This is a genomic window from Rhodococcus sp. ARP2, from assembly GCF_001029585.1.
Classification (GTDB): Bacteria; Actinomycetota; Actinomycetes; order Mycobacteriales; family Mycobacteriaceae; genus Rhodococcus_F; species Rhodococcus_F erythropolis.
In genome coordinates this window covers 50,203-76,715 of sequence record NZ_LEKE01000054.1, presented here as the reverse complement: position 1 = coordinate 76,715, position 26,513 = coordinate 50,203, and the positions used below count along the sequence as shown (strand labels likewise).

Here is a 26,513-nt window from a genome sequence, read left to right as displayed (position 1 = left end):
GATTGTTTAGCCAACCCTAAGTTCATTCTGTGGCACGACACAAGTCCGATCGAGGCGCTTTGAGTCGCTGTTCGGACTAGTCCTGTAGCCAATCGGTCATTGGCGCGCGCGGATGATCGATCAGGCTTGCGAACTCCCCCGGGGTCACACCCATCGTTCGACGAAAAGCCGCACCGAACGCGCTTTCGGAACGGAAACCCGTCCTCCTCGATACAAACGAGATGCTTCGACCGAGTGCCAGAAGTTGCATCGCGTGATGAGCCCGCAGTCGCATACGCCATTCCGAGAAGGTCAATCCGGTTTCGGCCGGAAACCTTCGTGTGAGAGTCCTCGTACTGACCTTCGCGTCGGTAGCCCACTCCTCGACCGATCGGGTGTCGGCCGGGCTGGCAACCAACTGATCTGCGATCTGCCGAAGCCACGGCGTCGTCGGCAGCGGCACATCGAAAATCAGTCGCGGAACGGGTTCGACGAGGTCGATGGCAAACGCCTCGGCTCGTCGACGAGCCGCGTCGGTCAAGTCGTCTCGGGTGAGGTGATCGAGTACTTGTTCGAGCAGCGGAGGGGTGGACAAGGCCACCACACGATCCAACCCGGTCACATCGGATGCCACCAACCACGTGCACGACAATTCTGTGCCGCTACGCGCCGTCACCTCGTGGGGAACATAGGACGGGATCCACAGACTGACCCCGCTCGGCACCGTGTACACAGTCTCCGGAGTACGGACCTCGAGAACACCGTCGATCGCCCACAGCAATTCGTGATCGCTGTGGCGGTGCATCTCCCACGTGTAGTCGGAGTCGACTGACAGCCGATTGGTCGCCAAACGCAGATACCCGTCGGCACTGACGCGCAGCGGTCGCACGACGCGTTGCCACTCGGACAGCTCGTCGAGCGGGCTGCTGAGCGGGTAGTCGATCTGCTCGCTCACCGCAGCGTCGACAGTTCGGGATGTCCGAACAGGCCAGGTAACCCACCGGTGTGCAGGAAGACCGTTTCTGATCCCGCCGTGATGGCTTTGTCCTTCACGAGTTGGATCAAACCCGCAAAGGCTCGGCCGGTGTACGTCGGGTCGAGGAAGATGCCCTCCGTACGAGCCAAACATCGGATCGCGCCGGCTGATGCTTCCGTGAGCGTCGAATATCCTTGTCCAACTTGGTTTCGCAGGATCTGAAGATCCGCGGCTCGCACGGTCGGACCAGGCATCTCGTCCAATAACCCAGCGAGGGTCGACACTGGATCGGCAACAGCCCCGACATCGACGCCGACAACTCTGTCGACGCCCAGATGCGCGACAAGTCCAGCCATCGTTCCGCCCGATCCGAGTGCAACCACGACGCGTTCCACTCCGGGGAGTTGCTGCTCGATCTCGCGTGCGCAGTCGACGTAACCCTGCGCGGCCACCGCGCTGGTACCACCGAAGGGAATGACAAAAGGAACTCCGCCCGAGTCAGCGACGGCCTGCACCGCGGCGCCGACCGCGGATGCCGTGTCCCCACCGGCCCAGACGATCTCAGCGCCCGCGAGTGCATCCAGAACGAGATTTCCCTGCGCGGATTCCGGCTCGGCACCACCGAGCACCAGCACACAACGCAATCCCAAACGGGCTGCTGCGGATGCAGTCAACCGAGCGTGATTGCTTTGCGGTGCACCGGTAGTGATCAAAGTCGTCGCGCCGACGGCCAAAGCCTGAGCGCAGGTGTACTGCAGCTTTCGGATCTTGTTGCCGCCACCACCTAGTCCGGTGACATCGTCACGTTTGATCCACAGGTCTTCCGGCCCCAATCCGAGTGCCTTCGCGCAACGCGCCAAAGGTTCGACGGGCGTCGGCCAACTGCCCAGGCTGATCGGCGGAACGTCGGAACTGAACATTCGACGAGTCTAGTTCGACCGTGCACCTACAGGCTGTGCTCGAATACAGTCCGTACTCGCATACAGTCGGGACATGGGAACTTTCACGACGACCACACGTGACGTACCGCTGACCGTCAGCCGACCGGATTCGCCGAGTGAACCGAGACATGCGGTAGTAGTTCTCCAAGAAGCGTGGGGCGTGAACCAACACATCGAGAGCATCCTCGAACGCCTCGCCGACGCCGGCTACCTTGCCGTCGCCCCGCATCTCTACCACCGCGGCGCACAGACCTCCTTCACCGACTTCCCGTCCGCGAAGGATGCGCTCATGGCACTCGACAGCACAAGCATCGGCCACGACGTACGTGCCGCCGTCGACTACTGCCGATCCGAGGGAGCAGACAGAGTCGGCTCCCTCGGATTCTGCATGGGCGGCACCGCGTCACTGTGGTGTGCCGCGGTACCCCTCGTCGATTCCGCTGTCACGTACTACGGCGGCGGTGTCGCCGAGGCCCGATGGGACGGAATCGCGGCAGGCACCGAACTTGCAGCGCAACTGCAGGTCCCGTGGCTCGGTCACTACGGCGACCTCGACCCGAGTATCCCGCCGGAGAGCGTCGAGCAATTGCGCGCAACCGCGTCCGATCTCGCCCGGGTGTACCGCTATGCCGACGCCGGCCACGCGTTCAACAACGACACTTCGACCAGCCACTACGCCCCGGATTCTGCTGCCCTCGCCTGGACCCGCACTATGGAGTTCTTCGCCGAAACCCTGTGATTGCCAATGCGAGTCAGGGAACCCGCTTGACCACCGTGCCGGTGATCTCGTCCTGAACCTGTTCAGCCGTTACCGCTCGACTCTGCGCCCGACGTGATCGGGTGAAGTAGTAGATGCCGATCACGGCAAGAACAAACGGAACTCCGAACACCAGCGTCATCTTGAAATCGTCGACCCACAACGTGGTGATCAGAATCGCGACCATGAGGACTCCGCCGAGGATTGTTCCCACCGGAAAGAACGGAATCGTAAAGGAAAGTTTGGTTCCGTCCTCCTTCATCCGCTTGCGAAAGAACCAGTGCGTCACGAAGATCAGCAGCCACGTCGCCATCGCTCCGAACATCGACAACGAGATCATCAACGTGAATGCCTGCTCGGGAAAAAGCACGTAGACGATTGTGGCGACGGCGATACCCGACGTCGACAGTAACAGGGCGTTGACCGGCGAGCCGTTGGCCCTGACCCTGCCGAGAATGGCCGGCGCGTCACCAGCACGCGAGAGCGAGAACATCATTCGCGAAGACACGTACAACTGACTGTTCATCGCGGACAGCGCGGCAATAATCACCACGAAGTTCAGCACACTGTCTGCGCCCGGAATCTTCACGACCTGCATCACCGTGACGAAAGGGCTTCCGCCGCTCAAGATCTTGTCCATCGGAGCAATTGCCAGAATCAAAGCAAGGGTTGCGATGTAGAAGACGAACAGCCGGACGATCGTCACACGGAACGCCTTCTTCACCGCTACCGCCGGGTTCTCCGCCTCACCGGCCGCAATGGCGATCATCTCGATGCTCAAGTAGCTGAAGATCGATACGATCACGGCAAACCACATGCCGGACAAACCATTCGGAAAGAATCCGCCACCCGCCGTGTAATTGTGAAATCCGTAGTCCGGGTTTCCGCTACCGAACACGACGTACGCTGCCATCACGATGAATGCCACGATCGCGAAGACCTTGATCGTCGAAAACCAGTACTCCATCGTTCCGAAGGCCTTGACGTTGAACATGTTCACGCCGATCAGCACTCCGGAGAACAACACGATCCACAGCCACGACGGTACGTCGGCGAACCAGAACTGCATGTATTCACCGATCGCGGTGACCTCGGTACCGACCGCGAGGACGATGCAAGACCAGTAGAGATAGCGAACGAGGAAGCCGATCAACGGTCCGACGTAGAACTCTGCGTACGCACCGAACGAACCTGATGTCGCATGTGCGACGGTCATTTCGGCGAGGGCACCCATCAGCAGCAGGGCGATCAACCCGCCGATCGCGTAACTGATGATGACGCTCGGGCCGGCAAATCCGATGGCGAACTTACTGCCGAGGAAGAGTCCGGTGCCGATTGCACCGCCGAGCGCGATCATGCTCATCTGCTTGGGGCCGAGTTCGCGTTTGAGACCTGATTCTCGCTGCTGAATGTTTTTGAAATCACTCATGAAAGCTCCTTGCGAAAGGCGGTACCTCCCGGTCCGCGGAAACTTGGAAGAATCAGGTGACTGCGTCGCGCTCGCGGAATTCGGGGCGATCCCAGGACTTGTTCTCGAGGATGTCTCGCAACACGTCGACGGCGTTCCACACGTCGGCGTATCCGAGATAGAGCGGAGTGATACCGAACCTCAGCACTCCTGGTTCGCGGTAGTCGCCGATGACGCCCCGCGCGATGAGAGCCTTCATGATGGAATAGCCCTCGGGATGAACAAAACTCACGTGCGAGCCACGACGCTCGTGCTCGCGCGGCGTGATCAACTCCAAACCGTAGGCAGCGCAACGCTCCTCGACGAGGTTGATGAAGAGATCGGCCAGTGCGAGCGACTTGCTGCGGATGTCGGCCATGTCAGCTTTGAGCATGACGTCGAGACCACACTCGACGAGTGACAACGACGTGATTGGTTGAGTACCACTCAGAAACCGTCGTATTCCTGCGCCCGGTTCGTAGGCCGACTCCATCGCGAACGGTCGCGCGTGCCCCCACCACCCGGACAGCGGCTGGATTCCGGTGTTCTGATGGCGACGGTTGACCCAGATGAATGCAGGTGAACCCGGACCACCATTGAGGTACTTGTACGTACACCCGACCGCGAAGTCGGCGTCGGCGCCGCTCAGATCGACAGTGACGGCGCCGGCCGAGTGTGCGAGATCCCAGATCATGAGGGCGCCACGTTTCTGCACTGCTGCAGTGACTTCCGTCATCGCATACAGGTTTCCGGTGCGGTAGTTGACGTGCGACAACATCACTACGGCGGTGTCTGGTCCTACTGCTTCGGTGAGGTCGCCCGGTTGGTCGATCAGGCGTAGTTCGTATCCCTGATCGAGCAGCGAGATGATGCCCTCCGCAATGTAGAGGTCAGTGGGGAAATTGTCGCGCTCGGAGACGATCACCTTCCGGCTGGGATCCTGTGCAGCCGCGATGGACAGTGCGGAGGCCAATGCCTTGAACAGGTTGATCGACGTCGAATCCGTCACTACCACTTCGCCTTCACATGCTCCCAGCAACGGGGCAAGTTTGTCACCGAGGCGGACCGGGAGGTCGAACCATCCAGCCTCGTTCCAACTGCGAACCAAGCCGTTGCCCCACTCGTCGCCGATCACTCTCGCGGCGCATTCCTGTGCGGCAATGGGACGCGCGCCGAGCGAGTTTCCGTCGAAGTAGAGAACGCCCTCCGGAATCGCGAACTCGCGGCGGAACTCCCTCAGGGGATCCACTGCGTCGGCCTTGACGCAGTCTTCCAACGAAAGGGTGGTTGTCGATGTCATGACGATTCTTCTCCTGCATGTGTCGGCGTTGAGGGTGATGAAGGCAGAGTCCGGAGCACGCCCCGTACCGGGCTGGCATCGAGGTCGAGGAACTTCAGCGGCAGTGCGATCAACTCGTAGTAGCCTTCGTCGACCTCGTCGAGGCAAAGTCCTTCGAGGATCGCGACGCCACGATCGCTTGCCGCGTGGTGCCCGTCCATGGTCTTGCTGTCCATCGGATCGAACGAGGCGCCGTCGATTCCGATCAGAACTCCACCGCGGTCGGCGAACCAGTGGGTCAGCTCCGGAGAAACGCCGGCGAAGTCGTTGTCCCACTCGCGCGGGTACTTCGGGTAGGTCCTCAGAATCAGCCGCTGCGGCAGATGCCCGCCGAGTCGCTCCACCGTCTCTTCGACGGGCCCGATGCATGCGGCACCGTCGACGCCCGTCATGTCGACCACCAGTGCTTCGCCGAGATAGGGCTCGAGGGGAACAGAACCGATGGGCGCACCGTCGATGCGGGTGTGCGCCGGCGCATCGGCGTGAGCACCGATATGAGGAGTGGTGGTGATTCGGTTGATGGTGACGGCGTCACTGCCGCCGAGGTCGGACGTAACAGCGCGGGTGAAGGCGGTATCGCCTGGCCACACGGGCGTCGATTCGGAGATCGGCGGGCTGATGTCGATCAACCGTGCCACCCAGTCGCCCATGTGTCCGTCGCCCGTGTGTCGGCCGATCCTCGGAAGCATCCAGACCCCTTCGTCCGCAACAGTCGACTGTGTCGATCTCGACCGTTTGATAATTCGATGTGTTTGGCAAAAGCTAGGATCATCGACGGGCGCGGTCAATAGATGCTGAATATTTTCGCGACGGCAGGGAGAAATCGGATGATAAATGCGATCGAACGGGCAGCTGCCGCAGCTCGGCCGAATCATGTTCGGCTCGACGACGTCGATACGGCGATTCTCCGCGAACTCGTCCGGGATGCACGCATCCCCAACAATGCACTCGCCGAGAAGGTCGGGATAGCGCCGTCGACCGCTCTGGCGCGGATGCGCGCTCTACGCGAATCGGGCGTCATCAAGGGGTTTCATGCAGACATAGACCTCGAGCTACTCGGCCTCGAGATCTCGGCGATGGTATCGATTCTGATTCACTCCCACGCCAGGAGCCGGATGACGGAAATTGCCGAGCACCTGAGCGGATTGGATTCCGTTCAGCGAGTGTTCCTGATGAGTGGGGACCGTGATCTCCTGGTGCACGTGTCGTGTGAATCCCCCACTCGGCTTCGCGATTTCGTCAGCGCACACCTCAACGATCCGGCTATCGCCAACACACAGACCAACCTGATCTTCAGCGAACTGAGTCAAGGCGGCTGAACTGCAGCTGTCGCGAAGGCCGATTCGGTGTACTCTCGTAACCTTCGTCTCCGGACGGAGTACGCGGAGCGCTGATCAATGTCGGAACACAAGCAAATGCAACCCCCGGACTACCACCGATGCCTCGAAACGGTGTTCTCCTCACCCGCCGCATGCCGCGAGATACTGGAAAGACTGTCCAAGATGACGGAGGCAGAAGTCCAATCGCGATGGTCGCCGTGGGTTGACCAGGAACCCCCACCCTTCGGTTCGCATGTCAAGGATCAAGTACCCGCAGAGGTGCAGTTGGCGGCGCTACAAGTCACATACGATTCCCATCGAAAGTCGACTATGGCGCTGTGGCGCCAGTTGTCGGACATCATGGGCATCCCCGTCATGCAGGAAAGCCTCGTCGAACTCATCTGGAGTGTGCGTATGACGATCGAGCGGCTCAACAACCGAATCGAGATGCTCGAAAACGCAGCTACACAATCGGGCAAACCTGCTCCTGACGCATGAGATGACTGTGTTCATCCCACTAAAGTCGGACAGCATGTTGCCACTCGGGTTGTCCATGCTCTGGGAGTCGGTGGAGCCGGAAGCCGCTCTGGAGGAGCGATTCGGATTCAACAGCTTTGGCGCAGCCACCCATTGGGTCTCGGCGGTACTCGAGCAGACTTGGGGATTGACGGCCCTCGAGTGCTCGCGAATGGCGATCAGTGACCAGAACGCGATTGTGTGGGTTGCGAGCGACCGAGGTGGGCTGGTGGTGAAGTGGTCGCGCGCCACAGAGCGCTTCGCGAACCTGGAGGCGTCGACGCGCCTGCTGAGCGCACTCGCCGCGCAGGGCGTGCCCGTTCCGTCGCCGATCACATCCCTGAACGGATTGGACCGGGAAACACAACTGGTCCGGGAAACACTGCTGGACCGGGAAACACTGGAAGGGCCTTCGTGCGCAGTGTCGTTCACCGTACTACCGGAGTTGGCGGGAGATTGGTTGGACGTGCAGGACCACGCGGCGGTCCGTTCGGCAGGAGCATGTCTGGCAGAAATACACCGAACGCTCGGCGCCACCCATGTCGACGGATCGGTTTTCTCGTCGCGCAGCACCGGGTTGATGGAGCGCATCGGTGGTTGGCTCGAGAATTTCGACCGCGGGTTCGCGCCTGAGGCAACGCGTAGGCTCGTGGACCTCCTGGCGCGTGCGTCCGAGCTAGATGACCAAATTCAACTGGTACACAACGACTTCCGTGCAGCCAACATCCTGACTCGAAATTCTCATACCACCGGAGTACTCGACTTCGACGACGTGGTGATCGACCACCGGGTGAGCGACCTGGCCAAGGCAAGCGTCTATCTGGGCACCCTGTTCACCGATTGGCGACCGACACCGATCGCGGTACGGCAGAGCCTGCGCGCCGGCTACGAATCTGTACGTCCCCTCAGCCGATCCGAGACAGAATGGTTCGAGATCCTCGAACTGTGGCACGGCCTGATGGCAATCCCGGGTGAGAACGACACCGCCGGTTGGGCATCAGCGTTGTGACAAAAAGTGGGGACGCCGGTACCGGCGTCCCCACTTCACTTCTGATCACATCAGGATCCGGCGCGGATCCATTCTTCGAGATGCGGCGCCTCTGTGCCGATCGTCGTGCCGTCGCCGTGACCGGTGTGAACCTTGGTCTCGGCGGGGAGCGCGAACAGCTTGTCGCGAATGGACCCGATGATGGTCGGGAAGTCTGAGTACGACCGCCCCGTTGCGCCGGGTCCACCGGAGAACAAGGTGTCGCCGCTGAACAGTTCCCCCGCCTCGGGCAGGTAGAGGCAGGTCGACCCCGGGGAATGGCCCGGTGTGTGGATGGCCAGAATGTCCGTACCCGCCACAGCAATACGCTGATCATCTTCCAAGCTCAGATGCTTCACCCCGGGGTGAGTCATCTCCCAGAGCACATCGTCGGCCGGGTTCAGGTAGATCGGAGCGTCGAGCTTCTCGGCCAGCTCCGGCGCAACGGTGACGTGATCGTTGTGACCGTGGGTGCAGACGATTCCGATCACCTTGCGTCCGCCGACAGCGTCGATGATCGGCTGCGCGGTGTGAGCTGCGTCGACGATTACCACTTCGTTGTCGTCACCGATCAGCCAGATGTTGTTGTCGACGTCCCAGGTTCCGCCGTCGAGGCTGAACGTGCCCGAGGTGACGACGCGATCGACACGCAATGTCACAGGACCACCACCGAACGAAGGACCTCGCCGCGGTGCATCGTCTCGAAGGCCTTCTCGACCTCGTCGAGCTTGATGCGCTCACTGACGAACTTCTCGAGCGGCAGACGCCCCTGCTGGTACAGGTCGACCAGAACGGGGAAGTCACGCTCGGGCAGGCAATCGCCGTACCACGACGACTTGAGGGCTCCGCCGCGCGAGAAGAAGTCCACCAGCGGCATTTCCAGCTGCATGTCCGGCGTCGGAACTCCCACCAGCACTACGGTTCCCGCGAGGTCGCGGGCGTAGAACGCCTGCTTCCAGGTCTCCGGGCGACCGACTGCGTCGACAACCACGTCGGCACCGAAACCTCCGGTCAGCTCCTGGACTGCCTCGACGACGTCGTCGACCTCGGTGGCATCGATCGTGTGCGTGGCACCAAGTTCCGTGGCCCACTCCAGCTTTCGCGGATCCCGGTCGATGGCGATGATGGTATTGGCACCGGCCAGGCGTGAACCCATGATCGCTGCGTCGCCGACGCCGCCACACCCGATCACGGCCACTGAATCACCGCGTCCGACGTTGCCGGTGTTCATCGCGGCACCCATGCCGGCCATGACACCGCAACCGAGCAGTCCGACGACAGCCGGATCGGCCGAGGCGTCGACCTTGGTGCACTGGCCTTCGTGAACCAGCGTCTTGTCTGCGAATGCGCCGATGCCGAGTGCCGGCGTCAGTTCGGTGCCGTCTTCGAGCGTCATCTTCTGCTCGGCGTTGAACGTGTCGAAGCAGTACTGCGGGCGGCCACGCTTACACGCACGACACTGCCCGCACACGGCACGCCAGTTGAGGACGACGAAGTCGCCCACCTCGACGTGAGTGACACCGGGGCCGACGCTCTCGACGATGCCCGACGCCTCGTGCCCGAGCAGGAACGGGTACTCGTCGTTGATTCCGCCGTCGCGGTAGGTCAGGTCGGTGTGGCACACACCGCACGCTGCAATGGCGACCACTACCTCGTTGGCACCGGGATCGGGAATCGTGATGGGGACGATTTCGACGGGGGCACCCTTGGATCGGGCGATGACGCCGCGTACCTGCTGTGGCATGGCTTTGCTCCTGGCTTCGTGCGATTGAGGACGTGTCGTCACATGGCGCCGTGTTTTCACATTGCGATATGTGCACTCGTTCAAAGGTTAGCCCGAAGCAGGTGCCCGCAACCCTGGTCGAACTGACTGACCGACCTGGCCGAAAGGACTAGGGTGCAGGCTTCACGCCGGCCTCCGCGCCCGCGGCGGCCGCCGCACCCCGACTCTCGACGCCCAATTTCCGCAGGACCCCGGCAACATGAAACTTGACTGTGCTCTCGCTGACGCCGAGTCGCTCCGAGATCGCCTTGTTGCGCCGTCCGGCCACCAGATGCTCGAGTACCTCGAACTCCCGCGGAGCCAGTTCGGTGAGGACGTCGCGGTTCGGTAGGGCGACGGGGGCGTCGAGCGGGATGGTTGCGCTGATCCGGTTCCCCCACCCGGGCGTCGACTCGGATTCGACGGTTCCACCCAAAGTCTCTACCCTCGAACGCAATTGGCGTTCAACGTCAACCACGTCGGCTTCGCCGCCGCCGTCGTCGCGAATGTCGATCGAGAGTGAAGCCGCGTCGAGCGTCCAGGCCACCCGGATACGCGAGAGCATCTGCTGATCCGACAGGGCCAAGACCGCGCCGCGGACGACCGCGCGGGCGCCGTGCGCCACTTCACCTGGTAACCCACGCCCGTCGACGGGTGGCTCCACCAACTCCAACGCGATTTCCCGATGCTTGAGCAGCGAACGCAATTCCCCACGCATCCGCGCAAAAGCCGTGGTGGTCGACTCCTCGGCCAACTCGCGGTGCACGTCGACGGCTGAACGCAGGCCGATCAGGGCCGAAGCCGCAGTCTCCCTGGCCGAGGTTCGCGCACGTGTGTCGTCGAGATCCGCCGAGCGCAGCGTCGCCAGCATCGTCTCGAGGGTGGCCGCATGCACCTCCGTCATCTCTGCCACGGTGCGCGCACGCTCGGACGACGCTGCCCGCGACTCGGCGAGATATGCCGGGCTCGCGTTCCGGACCTGGAGCTGAATTCCGGTTGCAGTCACTGCGAACAGTGCCTGGATCAATTCGAGGGATGCTGTCTTCACCGGTACGGGGTGCGGTGTCAAAACGAGAAGCGTATCGGTTCGATCAAGCATCGCAAGCACTTCACGGTCCCGGCCGGCGATAGCGCATTTTCCCCGAAAGATCTGTCCGACAGTGAGATCCGTACGGGTACGGTCGAGTTCGGCGATGGTCACACGATCGACGACGGCTGGATCCCCGGCGACCTTGCGCGGCCTACCGGTGCATTCACGGGTGAAGATCACCAGGGAAGTGTGCGGCGCCATGTCCGCGATCAACGTCGAAAATCGTCGGCCGATTTCGGGTAGTGGCCCCACCAACACGTCTCGAAGGGCGGTGATCAGTAGCGCATTGTCGGTGGTGCTCACCGTTCAACGATAACCATCCGGTTCACTGGTACAGCGTGGTCTTCATGAGCATCACGTTGTAGTCGGACCAGGTGGTGGCGAGAAAGTAGAGGTCCTGCCCCTGTGACCAGGGGTGCATGTACGCGCCGTAGAGTCCCGGAACCTCGTCGGTGCCGATCACTACGTCGGGCGCACTCCACGGGCCGGTCAGGTCCGACGCCGTCCGCAGCACCAGCGCTCCCCACTCGTTGGAGTACATCGCGACGAACTTGCCGAGATAGTTGTTGTACTGCACCGACAGTTCGCTGACGTCCCCGTCGAGAACCACCGCAGCGGCAGCGGGATTGTTGGGGACCCATGCCTTTCCGTCCCAGTATTCGTACGCCGCGACGTCCGCGATGGAGGCTTCCTTGACCCGCGAGAGGCGCCCCTCGCCGAAACGTCCCGCGGGGGTACCGAAGTTGTAGACGTAACCACCGTCTTTGACGAAGGAACCCATCTGGAAGTTGTCGTTACCCGTCAACGGCAGATTGGGCCGGGACGAGGCCGGTTCGACCTGCCAGGTCTCACCGTTGTCGTGCGAGGACGCGATCTGCGAGAAGTTGGTGACCCACTCGCCCGACCCTCCCCACGAGCGAATCGACATGTAATTGACGTATTGAACGCCACCCACCGAGATACCCGTCGTCGGAATGCTGCTGGTTTCGACGCCGGTGACTTTCAGACTTCCAATGATCTCGCGTGAGTGATTCGGCCGGTCGATCGGTGAGGAGTCGATGTTCATGCCGTCGGACAGATTTCCGTCCGAGCTACGGAACAGGACGTTGCTGCGCCAGTCACCGACCACCCCGGAGCACAGGGGGTCAGATCCGATTCCGACGGTGTCACCGAAGGCTGTCAGGACCTGACCTGCGCCGTTGTCCCACATGATGCCGAGATCCGTGCCGAGAACGTTGAAACGCTCGACGGTTTGGTTGGGGCTGAGCGCGCCGGTGATGTACTCGACCGCCGAGGTGCGGCCCTGCAGTTCCGGAAGTTTCCCGTCCGTTCCGTTGAGCCAGGGAATCGGATTGGTCGGCCCACCTGATTGATCCAAGCTGCCGGTGACGTTGCAATCCCACGGGGATGCATGAGCCTGGGTCGCCCCCAAGACCGCGGTCGACGCGAGTACACACGTCACTGCAGCTGTCGATATCTTCCGTATCCGGCGCATCGCTCCCCTTTCGCGGGGGAGATCCGGACTCTACGAGGTGTCTTGCTCGACCGGATCGGTTCAACCACCCACGACAACACAAGGTAACAGGTAAATCGGTCAATCAGGACAAAACGGCCTTATTCAAGAGAGATCGATTTCAACCACTTCTCCATCACCGCTGCGGCAATCTCGAGCCCCTGAGACTCGGCAGCACCCAACTGCTGCATGAAGACGCGCGGACCGTCCGCTCCCAGCGAAGCATGCAGCGAGTCGCGGTACTCGGCCAGTTCCATCCATTCGCGCGCCACCTCGGAGGACGCTTCGAGGTGAAACTGAACGGCGTAACTCTGCTTGTATCGGAAGAGTTGATTCGGATACTTGGCAGAACCAGCGAGCCGCACCGCGCCGTTCGGAATGTCGAAGGTATCCGAATGCCATTGCATTGCAGGAAATGTGGAGGGCAGATCTCCCCACACGGGATCTTGCCGGCCCTCGACAGTCAAGGTGATCTCCTCAACTCCGACTTCGGGCACAGCGCCCGTGTAGACGCGAGCACCCAGCGCCGCGGCGAGCAACTGCGAACCCAGACACACTCCCCACACCGGGACATCGTTCTCGACTAGATCGCGAATGTATTCGATCTCGGATGCCAACCACTCGACCTCGCCCTGATCGCCGACGCCCATCGGCCCGCCCATCACGATCACGGCGTCGAACCGTCGATGGGCGGGAAGCGGGTCGGTACCCAGAAGAACGGTCTGCACATCTCCGTAGCTCTCCAGGACAGGCGAATACGCCGCTGGGGGTTCACACTGCGCGTGTCGTAGTTCCAGAAAATGCATGTAGGCAATTCCTCTCGAATCCGGTGCCGAAAGCCTATGGTTCTATTCGACATAAGGCACATCGACGGCGTCGGATGTGCTCTGCGCTCGAATCTCCCCTTTCATCGCCCCTTTACCGACAAGGAACGTCTGTGCGCGCATCACACCTCTTTTCGACATCGATTCGCCCGTCCTCAACTGCCGTTCGCATCGCACTCAGCGCATTCGCCTTGGCGTCTCTTGCCGCATGCTCAGGGACAAGCACCGACAGCGAGGCCGAATCAACATCCACCGCGACCACCACTGCAACCTCGACAACTCAACCCACGACGACTCAGGCTCCATTGACCACCTCGGTGGCCGGTACGACGAATACTCCACTGGCCACCACCCCAGTCACCGCGGAAGTGACGCCCGCTGCAGCTCCCGCGATCATGCCCAACGTCGTGTGCATGAATCTTCAAGACGCGCAGGACACCATTCAGTCGGCCGGAGTCTTCTTCTCCAGAAGTGCTGACGCAACTGGCGCGGGTCGACGCCAACTGGTCGATTCCAACTGGATTGTTGTCGATCAGACACCTTCTGCCGGAAGCACTTTCGGTGAAATCGAAGCCGTGCTCTCAGCCGTCAAGATCGGCGAACCCAACCCCTGCTGATCGAGCGAGATCTCGAACTTCGCAATTCCGGGAACGCCGCGCCCTACTTGACAACTACCTTCAACCTCCTTCACTGTAGTCAACATTACGAGTATCCAATATATTGGATGCGAAAGGTTGGATTGCAACATGAAGGTGCAACGAATACGGCAGAGCGCCAACTCTCCGGCGGGCATGAGCGAACCCGTCATCGGAATACTCGGAGGCATGGGGCCGGCCGCTACTGCGGACTTCTACTCCAAACTCGTTGCCCTGACGCCAGGTTCGACGGATCAGGAGCACCCCAAAGTTGTCATCTGGGCCGATCCCACGGTTCCCGACCGGACATTGGCACTCACCGAGGACGGCCCGGACCCCACCCCCTGGCTGCTCCGAGGTGCGCGCGTCCTCCGAGAGTCGGGCGCAACGACGCTCGCCATCCCATGCAATACCGCCCACGCCTTCCTGCCCGCCATCTCATCCCAACTGGGACTTCCCGTCGTCCACATGATCGACGAAGTTGCTCGGCACATCCGGACGCTCTCACCCGCCGTCACATCCGTCGGACTGTTGGCCACCACGGGGACGGTCCGCACCGGGTTGTATCAACAATGGCTGTCGGAATACTCGATTGACGTCCTGGTGCCAGGACCTGCGATCCAGGACGAACTGGTGATGCCGGCGATCCGAGCAATCAAGAGTGGCAACGTCGGAGACGAGACCACCGACAAACTCGTCAGGGCCGCCGATCTTCTCGTCGAATCGGGCGCGCAGGTCGTCGTGGCCGGATGCACCGAGATTCCGCTCGGACTGCCCGCCGACGCCACAACCTGTCAGATCATCGATCCGGCAACAATTCTCGCCCGCGCGCTGCTCCTATGCGTTGCGGATGCCCGGAAACACGCGTCGTTGGCCGACCTGGGCTGACCTGCGACAAGCAACGTGCAGAGTACGATATCCAGTATGTTGCGTGGCGGTAAACCGGTTGAGCGAGCACGAATGAGCGACATCGCTCTCGAACGCATTCGCGAAGCGATCGTCACCGGTGAACTGGCGCCGGGCTCGAAGATCAAGGACAGCGAACTCGCCGAGTATCTGGGATTGAGCAGAACTCCGGTCCGCGAAGCGCTCGCAAGGCTGGTCGACACCGGACTCGTGGAAGCGAAGCCCGGTGCGTACACGCGCATCACCACCCTCGACCGCGGCGACGTCGAGGCAACACTCGCAGTCATCGAAGCTCTCGACCAACTGGCCGTCGTCACCGCTGTACCGAACCTCACCGACGAGATGATCGGGGCGATGCGCTCCGCCAACAAAGACTTCGCCGCTGCCGTCAAGCGAAACGACATAGGCCGAGCGCTGACCGCGGACGATCGCCTACACAGCGTCATCATCGACGCTGCGGCAAATCCGCTGTTGAAGAAGCTGATTCACCAGGTTCACCCACAAATTCACCGCATCTACTACCGCAAGTTCTCGAGCCTTCTCGGCAGCCAGGACTCCGTCGACCATCACAACAAGCTGATCGAGCTGTGCGCAGACCACGATGCCGAGGCGGCAGCGACACTGTCGGCCGAACATCGACGCCATCTCGGCGGGCTGATCGGTGAACTCTTCGACGCCGACGAGTTCGCGCTCTCGGACTGACCGACGCCCGAATACAAGTTTCGGCGCTTGCCTATATTGGCCATTGCCGATATAAATGACTGGTGCATGCGTTCGACGTTCTCGGAGACCCAGTTCGGCGAAGAATCATGGAAATCCTGTCCAGCGGCGAGCGCTCGGCGGGTCAGATCGCCGAAGTCGTGGCAGCGGAGTTCGGAATCTCGCAACCGACCGCGTCCGGGCACCTGCGAGTGCTCCGAGAAAACGGATTCGCCACAGTCCGCAGCGAAGGCACCAGGCGTCTCTATGCCGTCGAGCCCGCGCCATTGCAAGAAGTGGACCAATGGATCGACGGATTCCGGCAGTTCTGGAGCGGTCCTCTCGACGCATTGGCCACAGAACTCGCACGAGGGAAACGACGCGGCTCCGAGCGGAGCAGATCTTCACAATCGAATTCTTCCGACGAAGGAGACTCACAATGACCGAGATCGCGAACCAGGACACCAGCCTCACCGCGGTAGAGCGGAGCATGGGCAACCGCGACATCGCAGAAGGTGCGGCTCGAACTGCCGTACTCAAGCGCCGCTACAACGCGTCGGTCGACGACGTCTGGGACGCCATCACGACCCCTGACCGCATCAACCGTTTCTTCCTTCCGGTGAGCGGAGACTTCCAGGTGGGCGGCTCGTACGCCTTCGAAGGCCAGGCAAGTGGCGAGATCCTGGCCTGCGACGCCCCACGCCTGCTGCGACTGCAGTGGACACCGCCCGGCGATCGCGGATACAGCGATCAGGTCGAGATCAGGCTGACTGCAGACGGCCCCGACGCCACCTGGCTCGAGTTGGAGCACGCCTCCGTCGCCGATGTCTTCCGCAACGACCCGGACACCGGCTGCTACGGCGTCGGAACCGGCTGGGAAGGCCCACTTCACTACCTGGGCGAATACTTGCGCGGCACTCTCCCTGATGCGCCGAGCACCGAGTGGTACACCTTCGACGAAGCAGAGGAGCTTCGTCTGGCCAACTTCCGCGGGTGGGAGTGGGCAAAGATCGAGGCAGAGCACGGCGGCCGATAACGCCCAATTCTTCGAAAACGGTCACAGGATGGCCGTTTGCTTTGTATCGTGACCGAGCTGGACGTATGTCCAGCAGTTTTGGTGGCTTTCTTTCGTGCCACAACTGCTTCGGTCCACGAGAAGAGAGCTCCACATGGCGCCACAACCCGTAGTCGACAACGCGGCCACGACGCGACGCACGCACATCATCCGGACAGTTCTCGCTGTCCTCGTCATCGCACCGCTGTCGATTGCGGCGTTCTACATGTGGGCACTGTGGGATCCGGGCGACACGGTCAACCGCTTGCCCGTCGCCATCGTCAACGCCGATGCCGGCACAGAACTCGACGGAACACGTCTGCAAGCCGGCGATGAAGTTGTTGCCGCGCTCGTCGAGAGCGGAGACGTTGCATGGAAGGTCGTCTCGGAACAGGAAGCCGCCGACGGCGTCAACGACGGCACCTACTACTTCTCGGTCGTCATTCCCAAGACTTTCAGCGCAGACGTGGCCAGTGCCGCATCGGGTTCGGGCCGCAAGGCCGAACTCGACGTCTTGTACAACGATTACAACAGTCTGGTCGCCGGCCCGGTCGGTGAAAGCATCATCGCTCAGGTGCGCTCGGCGGTCTCCGAGTCGATCGGCGAGCAGTCCATCGACCAGGTGCTGGTCGGGTTGGGTGAACTCGGAACAGGATTCGGTGAAGCAGCCGCTGGCGCGCAACAACTCTCCGACGGATCCTCCGAAGCACTCGCCGGAACCAACGAGCTCTACGCCGGAAGCAAGGAACTCGCCACCGGCATGGGTGAAGCGAATCAAGGCGGCAAGGAGCTGGCCGCCGGAGCCGGCGAGCTGGCTGCTGGAGCAAACGAAGCTGCTGCAGGCTCGGGCGAGCTGAGCAGCGGACTCAACCAGTTGGTCGGGGGAACCGACGAACTCGGCGCAGGAGCCCGTCAGATCAGCGAAGTGGTCGACATGGTCACCACCCCGGTACTCGACCTCGCGGGGTCCTCGGACGCCGTCGTCGGTCAGATCGACGCCCTCACGTCGATGCTTCGAAACTCGGCCGATCCGGTCTCCGCCGGACTCGTCGAAGCCCTGGGTGGACTGCGGGCTTCCCTGACTGCACAACCGTCGGACGACGACGTGATCGGTCAGCTCGGCCAGCTTCGCGACGGTGCGCGGGAGATCTCGCGCCAACTCACCGATCCGAGCAGCGACTACCGTGGCGGGCTTCTTGCCGCGGCGGCCGGTGCAGGTGAACTCAACACGGGACTAGGCCAACTGTCCGACGGCGCAGGCCAACTCGCTACCGGCGCACAGGAACTCTCCACCGGCCTCGGGCAGTTGGACACCGGAAGTATTGCGCTCCGTGACGGTCTCGGGCAGCTATCGGCCGGCGTCGGCGAGCTCGACGCGGGCAGCGCAGAACTCGCCACCGGTTTGTCCGACGGCGCCGCCCAGGTGCCGCAGTTCTCGGACGACGAACGCGCCACCACAGCCAATCTGCTCTCGTCCCCGGTTGCCGTCGACGCGCGGAACAACTATCCCGCAGCCGGTTTCGGACCGGGAGCCGTCCCTGCCGTGATCTCGGTGGCACTGTTCCTGTGCGGAATTCTCACGTGGTTCGTCGTCCGTCCACGACGCGGACGTTCACTGAACTCGCACACCAGCGTGGTGCGTGAGGGGCTGCGCCGCTACCGCATTCCCGCCCTGGTCACCTTGGTCGCGGCGCTCGTGTTGTCGGTGGTGTCACTGACCGTGGCAAACGTCGAACCACCTAGTGTTCTGGCGATGATCGCAGTGATGATCCTGGTGGGTGCCGCCGCGGTCAGCTCGGGCAGGCTCTTCACCGTTGTGTTCGGAGCCGTCAACGGAACCTTCATCGCTTTGGGTGCCTTGATGATTCAGATCTTCGCCTTCGGCGCGGTATACCCCATCGAACAGATGCCGACGGTTCTGCAGTGGCTGCACGCTCTGATGCCACTCACGTGGGCGCGCAACGCCATGCGCATGGTCCTTGTCGGATACTACGGCCCGAAATTCTGGGTGGCGGTAATCGCTCTGGCTGCCTTGGTGATCGGAGCCGTCCTGTTCACCATCTGGTGGCGCCGCCGACAAGAACCGCCGACCGACGCCGATGACGACGCGCCGATCACCGAGGAGATCGTGTACCTCCAACCAACGCAAATGTAAATCTGCGCAAGCGTGAGCCGGATCAGCGAACGAGCGTCGTACGCATCAACATGACGTTGTAGTCGGCCCACGTGGTGGCAAGGAAGTACAGATCCGAACCACTGGACCACGGGTGGATGTATGCAGCGTAGATACCGGGAACCTCGACCAGATTGACCAATGTTTCCGGTGCCGTCCACGGACCGACCGGACTGGGAGCGGTTCGCATCACGATCGAACTGAACGCGTCGGCGTACATCGCCACGAACTTGCCGAGGAACTCGTTGTACTGAACGGAGATCTCCCCGATGCGGCCGTCCATGACGGGTACGGCCGCAGCGGGATCGGCATGGATCCAGCCGTTTCCGTTCCAGTACTCGTAGGCGGAAAGATCGAGGATCGCCCCCTCGGGCACGCGAGAAAGTCGAACCTCGCCGGATCGTCCCGCGGGGGTTCCGTAGTTGTAGACGAACCCGCCGTCCTTCACCATCGAGCTCATCTGAAAGTTCTCGCTACCGGCGACGGGGGCGACACCCGCGGGAAGAACCCCACCGATGTTGGGGCGCAGCGTCTCCGGACGCGTGGTCCACGTCTCGCCGTTGTCCGAGGAGGTGGCAATCTGTGAGTAGTTTGTACTCCACTGCCCGGCCTCGCCCCAGTTGCGCACCGACATGTAGCTCAGATACTGCACACCGTTCACTGCTATGCCGCTCGTGGGGATACTGGAAGCCTCGACGCCCGGAATCTTCAGACCGGAGATGATCTCACGCGCCTGACCGGTACCGTCCTTCGGCGCGCTGTCGATGCGCATCCCGTCGGCGAGTACCCGATCCGAGCTGCGGAAGAGCACATTACTTCGCCACTCGCCCACCAAACCGTCGCAGGTGGGGTTACGACTGAGCCCGGTGGTATCGCCGAAAGCGGTCAGAATCTGCCCCGCACCGTTGTCCCACATGATGCCCAGGTCGGTTCCCAGGACATTGAAGCGATCAACTGTCTTGTTGGGACTGTATGTGCCGGTGACTTTTTCGATCGCGGTAGTACGACCGGACAGACCTGGCAACCCTCCGGTGTTGCCGTTGAGCCACGGCGCCGCATTGGCCGGACCTCCACTACTACCGACGCCACTGACTCCGACGCATCCCGGCGCAGCCATCGCCGGCGAAGCCACCGCCGTGACGGCAGCAGCTGCCAGAGCAGCAACTACCCCGAACACCCCCAACGATCTCCCCGCGCGAAACATGACTCCCCCATGGCCGGGATTGTTAGTGTTGTCGTCGTCGTTCCCCCCGAACCTCGGACAATCTAGCAACTGCAGTCACAGATAACCCAATCAGACAAAGACGCGAAAAGACCTGAAAGTCATAGTAGTTCAGACTTTCAGGCCTTTTCGGACAGAGAAGATCAGTCAGTAGGTCAGCGCGCTCCGCTCGCACCGCCGTCGAGTGGAATCACCGCGCCGGTCAGATAAGCCCCGGCACGTGAAGCCAGGAAAATGGCAAGACCTGCAGCATCCTGGGGAGTTCCGACCCTGCCCAACGGGACCGAGTCCGCCACAGCCTTTGCACTTTGCTCGTCCTCGAGGAGGAATGCCATCATCTTCGACGGGAACGGGCCCGGCGCAATGGCATTGACCGTGATCTGTTCCCCCGCAAGCGTTGCCGCGAGCTTGCGCGTCAACATGTGCACCGCAGCCTTACTGGCTCCGTACGAGAAGTTCTCCGAACCCGACACCACGAGTCCGTCGATCGATCCGATATTGATCACGCGCGCGGGATCTTCCGCAGTGGCTGCAGAACGCAACTGCGGCAACAGCTTCTGCGTCAAGAGGAAGATTGCCTTGACATTGATGTCGAAAATCTTGTCGAAGCCGGCGGCCGGAAAATCGTCGACGGGAGCTCCCCACGTGGCACCGGCGTTGTTGACCAGTACGTCGAGCGTCGGCGAAATCTCGGCGACCTTCGCAGCGAGGCTCTCGATCCCCTCGTCCGTGGACAGATCGGCCGGATGCGAAATGCAGGTGCCGAACTCCGAAAGCTCTCGCGCGGCTTCGTCACAGGCTTCGGCTTTTCGGGCCGAAATGACGACCGTCGCTCCGCCTTCGACAAATCCGCGAGCGATCATGTATCCGATGCCGCGTGATCCACCGGTGACCACAACGGTCTTGCCACTGACGTCGAACAGTCCCTCGATCAAGCTCATGCGACCTCGAAAAGCCCGGCAGCACCCATGCCGCCGCCGATGCACATGGTCACCACCACGAGCTTGGCTCCGCGCCGTTTTCCTTCCAGAAGAGCATGGCCGACCAGACGAGCACCCGTCATTCCGTACGGATGGCCGACGGAGATACCGCCGCCGTCGACGTTGTACTTCTCGGGATCGATCCCGAGCTTGTCGCGGCAGTACAGGGCCTGAGAGGCGAAGGCCTCGTTGAGTTCCCAGAGATCGATGTCGTCGACCTTCAGTCCGTGAAGATCCAGCAGACGCGGAATCGCGAACACCGGTCCGATGCCCATCTCGTCGGGAGCACAACCCGCGACAGCCATCCCACGGTAGATACCGAGAGGAGCCAACCCGCGGCGTTCCGCCTCGCCTGCCTCCATCAGCACCGAAGCGGAGGCACCGTCCGAGAGCTGAGACGAGTTGCCCGCAGTGATGGAGGAATGCGCACTGACAGTCCCGTCGGCCAGAACCGGTCGCAGACTCGACAACCCTTCCAACGTGGTGGAAGCGCGGTTGCCTTCGTCCAGGGTCAGCGTCACGGACTCGCTGCGGATCTCACCCGTCCCCTTGTCCTGCACCTGCTTGATCGAGGGCAGCGGGACGATCTCGAGATCGAACCGACCTGCGTTCTGAGCTGCTGCGGTCCGCTGCTGCGAGACGAGCGCGAACTCGTCCTGCTGCTCGCGGGTCACTCCGTAGCGTTCGGCGACGATCTCGGCCGTGTGCAGCATCGGCATGTAGATCGACGGCTTGTTTTCCTTCAGCCACGGATCAGCCGCGCGGAAGTTGTTCATGTGATCGTTCTGGACCAACGAGATCGATTCGACTCCGCCGCCGACCGCGATCTGCATTCCGTCGTCCACGATCTGCTTGGCTGCGGTCGCGATGGCCATGAGCCCGGACGAGCACTGACGATCGATCGTCATTCCGGAAACCGAGTCCGGAAGCCCGGCCCGCAGCACCGCTTGCCGTGCGACGTTGCCGCCGGAAGATCCCTGCTGCAGCGCGGCGCCGAGGATGACGTCCTCGACCTCGCCGCCCTCGAGGCCCGCGCGCTGAACTGCATGCGAAATGGCATGTGCAGCAAGCTCTTGAGCCTGAGTGTTGTTGAACGCGCCGCGGTACGCCTTACCGATCGGGGTACGGGCGGTGGAAACGATGACAGCTTGCCTCATCGGGGAAACCTTTCGTCGAACACGAAGTGCTGTGCGCCTTTATTAACCGCCGGGGGTTAATAAAGGCGCACAGCAAAGAATCAGGGCTGGAACACGACGCGACCGACAGTGGTGCCGTCGCCGAGGCGACCGATACCGTCGGCAACGTCCGTCAACGACAGCCGCTCACTGATCAGTGGTTTGACCAAGCCGGCATCGGCGAGCCTGGTGAGCTCGACGTGGCAGTCGTCGATGGCCTGCTGGTTGTAGGCCTTGTACAGCCCCCAGTGCAGTCCGATGATCGAATAGTTCTTGATGAGAGCGTGATTGAGGGCCGGCTGCGGGATCGTGCCACCGGCGAAGCCGATGATGACGATCCGTCCCTCGAAGGCGATGCACTTGGTGGACTTCGCGTAGGCGTCGCCGCCGACCGGATCGAAGACCACGTCGGCGCCCTTGCCGCCGGTGAACTCCTTGACCGCTGCCACGAAGTCCTCACTGTGACGGTCTACGACGAGGTCGGCGCCGAGCTTGCGCGCGTACTCGGCCTTGTCCGGGCCGCCGACGACACCGATGACCTTGGCGCCTGCCGCCTTGCCGAGTTGCACTGCCGCACTACCGACACCACCCGCAGCAGCGTGGACCAACAACGTCTCACCCTCGAGCAGTTGGGTGCGGCGATGCAGAGCGAACCACGCTGTCTGATAGCCGATGCTCAGAGCGGATGCTTCCGCGTCGTCGAGAGCCGACGGCGCCGGGAACGTGTTGTTCTGATCCAGTACCGAGTACTCGGCGAATCCGCCGGACGGCAGACTCGGATTACCGATCACCCGGTCCCCCACTGCGAACTTGGTCACCGATTCACCGACCGAGACCACTTCACCACACAGTTCGACACCGGGTGTGAAGGGCAGCGGCGGCTTGATCTGGTACTCACCCCGGCACATGAGGACGTCGGGGAAGTTGGCCGGAGCCGCCAGCACCTTGACCAACATCTCCGTCGCATTCGGGGTGGGATCCGCGGTCTCCTCCAACGCGAGCACATCGCGGGGTTGACCGAGTTCGTTGACGCGCCAAGCCTTCACAGCAATTCTCCAGACAGATAGTGGGTGAGTTTCAGGACGAGATCGGGAGGTCGACCAACTCGGCGAGGCGTGCCCGATGCTGATACGCGGTTCCCAGCGACAGCTGATCGCTCTTCGCCCGTTTGAGGTACAGGTGCGCCGGATACTCCCACGTCATTCCGATACCACCATGAAGTTGGACGCATTCCTCCGCAGCATGAACCGCGACGCCGCTGCAGAATGCCTGGGCCACCGTCGCTGCGATCGCCGCATCGGCGTCGCCGCGTGCATAGGTGTCCGCCGCATAGCGTGCTGCCGCGCCCGAAGAGCTGACTTCGAGCCAGAGATCGGCGAGGCGGTGCTTGATCGCCTGGTACGAACCGATCGCCCGGCCGAACTGCTTGCGCTCCTTCACATACGCGAGAGTCGTTTCGAGGCACCACTGAGCTACAGCGAACTGTTCGGACGCCAGAAGTGCGCTTCCGCAGAGCAACGCTTCCTCAACCGCTTGCGCCGCATTGCCGCTGTCGACACGGACCGACGACGAACCCGAGAACTCGACGTCCGCCAATCGGCGCGTCATGTCCAGGGACAGAACCGGCGTGACGGTAGCGTCGGCGATCCGAACGGTGTGCAGCTCCAGGCCGCTCTCACCGGCAACCGGAACAACAAGAACATCGGACTCGGCGACGCCGGCAACCGTCGTGACGCTGCCGACGAGTCCACTCGCCGTTACCTTGACAGTAGGTGTGAAAGTTCCTGGTGCAGTGGACAACGGGACGACCAGAGCAGCCGTCGAATCCCCCGCTGCCAATTGACCGAGCACCTCGGTCTCGCCGGCCTTCAGCAACGCCGTCGTCGCCAGCACCGCGCTGGTGAAGAACGGAACGGGAGCGACCGCACGTCCGATCTCCTCCATCACGACCGCCGCCTCACGCGTCGACGCACCTGCCCCGCCCAGTTCCTCGGGTACCAGCAGTCCCGCCAAACCGAGTTCCGACGCCAGCGACTTCCACAGCCCGGTGAAGTCGGCGGACACGTCGTCGTACGCCGTGACCACGGTGTCGGCGCCGGCCCGCTCGCTCAGCAGTCGTCTGACGCTGGCTCGCAGATCTTGTTCGGTCTCGGAGTACAGCAGATCGGCGCTCATCGGGGTAAGTCCTTCCAGGCGATGTCCTTGTCGACGCGATGCTCGGGCGGCAACCCGAGTACACGTTCTGCGATGACGTTGCGCAGGATCTCCGACGTTCCGCCCTCGATCGAATTGCCCTTGGCTCGCAGGTACCGGTATCCGGGTTCACGCCCGGTGAAGTCGACGGAATCCGGTCGACGCAGCGTCCAGTCGTCGTAGCGCAGACCGTCCTCGCCGTGCAGCTCGAGGTCGAAACCCGAAATCTGCTGAGCCAAACCGGCAAACGCGAGCTTCATTCCCGAGCCTTCGGGGCCGGGCTGGCCGGCGGCGAGCTGCTGGCGCAGTCGCTCACCGGTCAGACGCGCAACTTCGGATTCGGTCCAGAGCCGCATCAACTCGTCGTGCATCGCCGGATTACGCAGCTCGGGCTCGTCACGCCAGGCCTGAGCGACCTTTCCGATCATGCCTCCCTCACGCGGTGCGCCCGAACCGATGGCAACACGCTCGTTGTTCAGGGTGGTGGTCGCAACCTTCCACCCCTGGCCTTCGGCTCCGAGGCGATTGGCGTCCGGAATCCTGACGTCCGTGAGGAATACCTCGTTGAATTCGGCCTCGCCGGTGATCTGACGCAGCGGCCGAACATCGACGCCCGGGTCGGTCATGTCGCAGATGAAGTAGCTCAGACCCGCATGCTTGGAACGTGACGGATCGGTCCTGGCCACGAGAATCGCCAGCTGCGCATTCTGCGCGCCCGACGTCCATACCTTCTGCCCGTTGACTATCCAGTCGTCGCCGTCGCGGACGGCGCGGGTAGCGACGGCCGCGAGGTCCGACCCTGCGCCCGGTTCACTGAACAGCTGGCAGTAGACCGTCTCCGCAGTCCACAACGGGCGCAGGAACTTCTGCTTCTGCTCCTCGGTACCGAAGGCGGCGATGGTCGGTGCCGCCATGCCGAGTCCGATGCCGTTCTTGCCGGTGGCCGGGCCGGGTGCGCCGGCGGCCTCCAGCTGAGCGTTCACCTGACGCTGAAAGCTCTGCGGTACACCGAGTCCCCCATGACCTTCGGGGAAATGAACCCACGCCAGTCCGACGTCGAATCGTGCGCCGAGGAAATCCGACACCGACACACGGTTCGGATCATTCTCCGCGAGAAGCGTGTTCACCTTTTCGGTGAGATCACGCGATACTGCCTCTTCGTCGAAAGCCATGCCCATTCCTTCGGTTCGAGCGGTGAGCGGACGGTCAGTCCTTGGGTCCACCGGCGACGTAGACGACCTGACCGGAAACGAAGCCCGCGCCTTCACTGACGAAGAACGACGCGGTGTGCGCGATGTCCTCGGGCTGACCGACGCGGTTGACCGGAATCTGCGAAGCGGCAGCGGTCTTGAAGTCCTCGAAGCCGACTCCCATGCGCTCTGCCGTTGCGGCGGTCATCTCGGTTTCGATGAATCCGGGGGCAATGGCGTTGGCGGTGACGCCGAACTTGCCCAATTCGAAGGCCAATGTCTTGGTGAATCCCTGCATGCCGGCCTTGGCTGCGGAGTAATTGACCTGTCCGCGGTTGCCGAGAGCCGACGTGCTCGAGAGGTTCACGATGCGGCCGAACTTCGCTTCCACCATGTACTTCTGCACCGCGCGCGACATGAGGAACGCTCCGCGCAGGTGGACGTTCATCACCGAATCCCACTCGGCAACGCTCATCTTGAACAGAAGGTTGTCGCGAGTGATGCCGGCATTGTTGATCAGCACGGTAGGCGCACCGAGTTCTGCGGCCACACGATCCACCGCTGCAGCAACCGAAGCCTCGTCGGAGACGTCAGCGCCGACGGCCAAGCCCTGACCGCCTGCGGCCTTGATCGCGTCGACCGTTCCGGCACACGCTGCTTCGTCGAGGTCCAGCACGGCAACGGCAAAGCCGTCTTCCGACAGTCGCTTGGCCACTGCCGCACCGATTCCGCGTGCTGCACCCGTGACAATTGCGGTTCTACGTTCCTGGCTCACTGGCCCTCCATAATTTTCGTG

General features: G+C 62.2%; 27 protein-coding genes. 10 read left to right on the top strand and 17 right to left on the bottom strand.

What is annotated here, in order from left to right; all coding sequences use genetic code 11:
* Positions 1-76 precede the first annotated feature (76 nt).
* The gene (locus ABX74_RS13795) at positions 77-934 is read right to left on the bottom strand and encodes a helix-turn-helix transcriptional regulator (protein ID WP_021331765.1); all 858 of its coding nucleotides are present in this window, start codon (positions 932-934) and stop codon (positions 77-79) included.
* Positions 931-1,875 carry a D-cysteine desulfhydrase family protein gene (locus ABX74_RS13790; RefSeq protein ID WP_047889017.1) on the bottom strand — a complete coding sequence of 315 codons (945 nt, stop codon included), beginning with the start codon at positions 1,873-1,875 and terminating at the stop codon, positions 931-933. Before ABX74_RS13790 ends, ABX74_RS13795 begins: the two co-directional genes overlap by 4 nt.
* Positions 1,876-1,948: 73 nt before the next feature.
* Between ABX74_RS13790 and ABX74_RS13785 the strand changes: the two genes are divergently transcribed.
* The gene (locus ABX74_RS13785) at positions 1,949-2,635 is read left to right on the top strand and encodes a dienelactone hydrolase family protein (protein ID WP_047889016.1); all 687 of its coding nucleotides are present in this window, start codon (positions 1,949-1,951) and stop codon (positions 2,633-2,635) included.
* A gap of 13 nt (positions 2,636-2,648) precedes the next feature.
* On the opposite strand, the gene ABX74_RS13780 is transcribed toward ABX74_RS13785, so the two are convergent.
* From ABX74_RS13780 to ABX74_RS13770, 3 genes are read right to left on the bottom strand one after another with little or no spacing between them, the layout of a single operon-like run.
* Complete coding sequence (locus ABX74_RS13780; RefSeq protein ID WP_047889015.1) at positions 2,649-4,082, bottom strand: amino acid permease; 1,434 nt, start codon at positions 4,080-4,082, stop codon at positions 2,649-2,651.
* Positions 4,083-4,134: 52 nt separating this feature from the next.
* Positions 4,135-5,400, bottom strand: coding sequence for a kynureninase (kynU, locus tag ABX74_RS13775; protein WP_047889014.1), 1,266 nt, complete (start codon positions 5,398-5,400; stop codon positions 4,135-4,137).
* Positions 5,397-6,128: a cyclase family protein gene (locus ABX74_RS13770; RefSeq protein ID WP_047889013.1), complete on the bottom strand. Its 732-nt coding sequence runs from the start codon at positions 6,126-6,128 to the stop codon at positions 5,397-5,399. Before ABX74_RS13770 ends, kynU begins: the two co-directional genes overlap by 4 nt.
* A gap of 138 nt (positions 6,129-6,266) precedes the next feature.
* On the opposite strand from ABX74_RS13770, the gene ABX74_RS13765 reads away from it, so the two are divergent.
* The 3 genes from ABX74_RS13765 (at position 6,267) to ABX74_RS13755 (ending at position 8,283) form a co-directional block, all read left to right on the top strand.
* Complete coding sequence (locus tag ABX74_RS13765) at positions 6,267-6,758, top strand: Lrp/AsnC family transcriptional regulator (protein ID WP_007730865.1); 492 nt, start codon at positions 6,267-6,269, stop codon at positions 6,756-6,758.
* 183 nt (positions 6,759-6,941) lie between these two features.
* Complete coding sequence (locus ABX74_RS13760) at positions 6,942-7,256, top strand: hypothetical protein (protein WP_139120551.1); 315 nt, start codon at positions 6,942-6,944, stop codon at positions 7,254-7,256.
* A 34-nt stretch (positions 7,257-7,290) separates the two neighbouring features.
* A complete protein-coding gene (locus ABX74_RS13755; RefSeq protein WP_047889072.1) occupies positions 7,291-8,283 on the top strand; it encodes a phosphotransferase enzyme family protein in 993 nt (330 codons plus the stop codon).
* Positions 8,284-8,333: 50 nt separating this feature from the next.
* On the opposite strand, the gene ABX74_RS13750 is transcribed toward ABX74_RS13755, so the two are convergent.
* From ABX74_RS13750 to ABX74_RS13730, 5 genes are all read right to left on the bottom strand, one after another.
* A complete protein-coding gene (locus ABX74_RS13750) occupies positions 8,334-8,960 on the bottom strand; it encodes an MBL fold metallo-hydrolase (RefSeq protein ID WP_007730862.1) in 627 nt (208 codons plus the stop codon).
* Positions 8,957-10,045, bottom strand: a complete 1,089-nt coding sequence (locus ABX74_RS13745) for an S-(hydroxymethyl)mycothiol dehydrogenase (protein WP_047889012.1) — start codon at positions 10,043-10,045, stop codon at positions 8,957-8,959. The genes ABX74_RS13750 and ABX74_RS13745 overlap by 4 nt, the downstream gene beginning before the upstream one ends.
* A 148-nt stretch (positions 10,046-10,193) precedes the next feature.
* Complete coding sequence (locus ABX74_RS13740; protein WP_047889011.1) at positions 10,194-11,456, bottom strand: response regulator transcription factor family protein; 1,263 nt, start codon at positions 11,454-11,456, stop codon at positions 10,194-10,196.
* Positions 11,457-11,478: 22 nt separating this feature from the next.
* Complete coding sequence (locus ABX74_RS13735; protein WP_047889010.1) at positions 11,479-12,648, bottom strand: DUF4185 domain-containing protein; 1,170 nt, start codon at positions 12,646-12,648, stop codon at positions 11,479-11,481.
* A gap of 119 nt (positions 12,649-12,767) precedes the next feature.
* The gene (locus tag ABX74_RS13730; protein WP_047889009.1) at positions 12,768-13,472 is read right to left on the bottom strand and encodes a type 1 glutamine amidotransferase; all 705 of its coding nucleotides are present in this window, start codon (positions 13,470-13,472) and stop codon (positions 12,768-12,770) included.
* 131 nt (positions 13,473-13,603) lie between these two features.
* Between ABX74_RS13730 and ABX74_RS13725 the strand changes: the two genes are divergently transcribed.
* The 6 genes from ABX74_RS13725 to ABX74_RS13700 all read left to right on the top strand — a co-directional run bounded on the left by ABX74_RS13725 (position 13,604) and on the right by ABX74_RS13700 (position 18,939).
* Positions 13,604-14,107 carry a PASTA domain-containing protein gene (locus ABX74_RS13725; RefSeq protein WP_047889008.1) on the top strand — a complete coding sequence of 168 codons (504 nt, stop codon included), beginning with the start codon at positions 13,604-13,606 and terminating at the stop codon, positions 14,105-14,107.
* A gap of 129 nt (positions 14,108-14,236) precedes the next feature.
* Positions 14,237-15,013 (top strand): aspartate/glutamate racemase family protein, encoded by a 777-nt coding sequence (locus ABX74_RS13720; RefSeq protein WP_223257905.1) that lies wholly within the window; start codon positions 14,237-14,239, stop codon positions 15,011-15,013.
* Between the two features lie 36 nt (positions 15,014-15,049).
* Positions 15,050-15,733 carry a GntR family transcriptional regulator gene (locus ABX74_RS13715; RefSeq protein WP_019745689.1) on the top strand — a complete coding sequence of 228 codons (684 nt, stop codon included), beginning with the start codon at positions 15,050-15,052 and terminating at the stop codon, positions 15,731-15,733.
* A 62-nt stretch (positions 15,734-15,795) separates the two neighbouring features.
* Positions 15,796-16,173, top strand: coding sequence for an ArsR/SmtB family transcription factor (locus ABX74_RS13710; RefSeq protein WP_047889006.1), 378 nt, complete (start codon positions 15,796-15,798; stop codon positions 16,171-16,173).
* On the top strand, positions 16,170-16,766 hold the full coding sequence (locus ABX74_RS13705) for an SRPBCC domain-containing protein (RefSeq protein WP_021345803.1): 597 nt from the start codon (positions 16,170-16,172) through the stop codon (positions 16,764-16,766). The genes ABX74_RS13710 and ABX74_RS13705 overlap by 4 nt, the downstream gene beginning before the upstream one ends.
* A 133-nt stretch (positions 16,767-16,899) precedes the next feature.
* Positions 16,900-18,939, top strand: coding sequence for a YhgE/Pip domain-containing protein (locus ABX74_RS13700; protein ID WP_020971076.1), 2,040 nt, complete (start codon positions 16,900-16,902; stop codon positions 18,937-18,939).
* 22 nt (positions 18,940-18,961) lie between these two features.
* Here the strand turns inward: ABX74_RS13700 and ABX74_RS13695 are convergent, their stop codons facing one another.
* From ABX74_RS13695 to fabG, 7 genes are all read right to left on the bottom strand, one after another.
* Positions 18,962-20,161 carry a DUF4185 domain-containing protein gene (locus tag ABX74_RS13695; RefSeq protein WP_047889005.1) on the bottom strand — a complete coding sequence of 400 codons (1,200 nt, stop codon included), beginning with the start codon at positions 20,159-20,161 and terminating at the stop codon, positions 18,962-18,964.
* 173 nt (positions 20,162-20,334) lie between these two features.
* Complete coding sequence (locus ABX74_RS13690) at positions 20,335-21,120, bottom strand: RhlG family 3-oxoacyl-ACP reductase (RefSeq protein WP_020909426.1); 786 nt, start codon at positions 21,118-21,120, stop codon at positions 20,335-20,337.
* Entirely contained in the window at positions 21,117-22,316 is a 1,200-nt protein-coding gene (locus ABX74_RS13685) for an acetyl-CoA C-acyltransferase (protein ID WP_020971078.1), read from the bottom strand. The genes ABX74_RS13690 and ABX74_RS13685 overlap by 4 nt, the downstream gene beginning before the upstream one ends.
* A gap of 80 nt (positions 22,317-22,396) precedes the next feature.
* Positions 22,397-23,380: an NADPH:quinone oxidoreductase family protein gene (locus tag ABX74_RS13680; protein ID WP_003943088.1), complete on the bottom strand. Its 984-nt coding sequence runs from the start codon at positions 23,378-23,380 to the stop codon at positions 22,397-22,399.
* A 31-nt stretch (positions 23,381-23,411) separates the two neighbouring features.
* Entirely contained in the window at positions 23,412-24,509 is a 1,098-nt protein-coding gene (locus tag ABX74_RS13675; protein WP_021345810.1) for an acyl-CoA dehydrogenase family protein, read from the bottom strand.
* Entirely contained in the window at positions 24,506-25,699 is a 1,194-nt protein-coding gene (locus tag ABX74_RS13670; RefSeq protein ID WP_047889071.1) for an acyl-CoA dehydrogenase family protein, read from the bottom strand. The genes ABX74_RS13675 and ABX74_RS13670 overlap by 4 nt, the downstream gene beginning before the upstream one ends.
* Positions 25,700-25,733: 34 nt before the next feature.
* On the bottom strand, positions 25,734-26,492 hold the full coding sequence (gene fabG, locus ABX74_RS13665; RefSeq protein ID WP_019745698.1) for a 3-oxoacyl-ACP reductase FabG: 759 nt from the start codon (positions 26,490-26,492) through the stop codon (positions 25,734-25,736).
* Positions 26,493-26,513: the final 21 nt, after the last annotated feature.

Coding starts and splice junctions, on each gene's coding strand:
- ABX74_RS13755 (WP_047889072.1), top strand. CDS start 7,291: ATGTTGCCACTCGGGTTGTCCATGCTCTGGGAGTCGGTGGAGCCGGAA.
- ABX74_RS13695 (WP_047889005.1), bottom strand. CDS start 20,161: ATGTTTCGCGCGGGGAGATCGTTGGGGGTGTTCGGGGTAGTTGCTGCT.
- ABX74_RS13715 (WP_019745689.1), top strand. CDS start 15,050: ATGTTGCGTGGCGGTAAACCGGTTGAGCGAGCACGAATGAGCGACATC.
- ABX74_RS13765 (WP_007730865.1), top strand. CDS start 6,267: ATGATAAATGCGATCGAACGGGCAGCTGCCGCAGCTCGGCCGAATCAT.
- ABX74_RS13730 (WP_047889009.1), bottom strand. CDS start 13,472: ATGCATTTTCTGGAACTACGACACGCGCAGTGTGAACCCCCAGCGGCG.
- ABX74_RS13685 (WP_020971078.1), bottom strand. CDS start 22,316: ATGAGGCAAGCTGTCATCGTTTCCACCGCCCGTACCCCGATCGGTAAG.
- ABX74_RS13670 (WP_047889071.1), bottom strand. CDS start 25,699: ATGGCTTTCGACGAAGAGGCAGTATCGCGTGATCTCACCGAAAAGGTG.
- ABX74_RS13700 (WP_020971076.1), top strand. CDS start 16,900: ATGGCGCCACAACCCGTAGTCGACAACGCGGCCACGACGCGACGCACG.
- ABX74_RS13735 (WP_047889010.1), bottom strand. CDS start 12,648: ATGCGCCGGATACGGAAGATATCGACAGCTGCAGTGACGTGTGTACTC.
- ABX74_RS13675 (WP_021345810.1), bottom strand. CDS start 24,509: ATGAGCGCCGATCTGCTGTACTCCGAGACCGAACAAGATCTGCGAGCC.
- ABX74_RS13770 (WP_047889013.1), bottom strand. CDS start 6,128: ATGCTTCCGAGGATCGGCCGACACACGGGCGACGGACACATGGGCGAC.
- ABX74_RS13705 (WP_021345803.1), top strand. CDS start 16,170: ATGACCGAGATCGCGAACCAGGACACCAGCCTCACCGCGGTAGAGCGG.
- kynU (WP_047889014.1), bottom strand. CDS start 5,400: ATGACATCGACAACCACCCTTTCGTTGGAAGACTGCGTCAAGGCCGAC.
- ABX74_RS13760 (WP_139120551.1), top strand. CDS start 6,942: ATGACGGAGGCAGAAGTCCAATCGCGATGGTCGCCGTGGGTTGACCAG.
- ABX74_RS13785 (WP_047889016.1), top strand. CDS start 1,949: ATGGGAACTTTCACGACGACCACACGTGACGTACCGCTGACCGTCAGC.
- ABX74_RS13790 (WP_047889017.1), bottom strand. CDS start 1,875: ATGTTCAGTTCCGACGTTCCGCCGATCAGCCTGGGCAGTTGGCCGACG.
- ABX74_RS13690 (WP_020909426.1), bottom strand. CDS start 21,120: ATGAGCTTGATCGAGGGACTGTTCGACGTCAGTGGCAAGACCGTTGTG.
- ABX74_RS13780 (WP_047889015.1), bottom strand. CDS start 4,082: ATGAGTGATTTCAAAAACATTCAGCAGCGAGAATCAGGTCTCAAACGC.
- ABX74_RS13720 (WP_223257905.1), top strand. CDS start 14,237: ATGAAGGTGCAACGAATACGGCAGAGCGCCAACTCTCCGGCGGGCATG.
- ABX74_RS13745 (WP_047889012.1), bottom strand. CDS start 10,045: ATGCCACAGCAGGTACGCGGCGTCATCGCCCGATCCAAGGGTGCCCCC.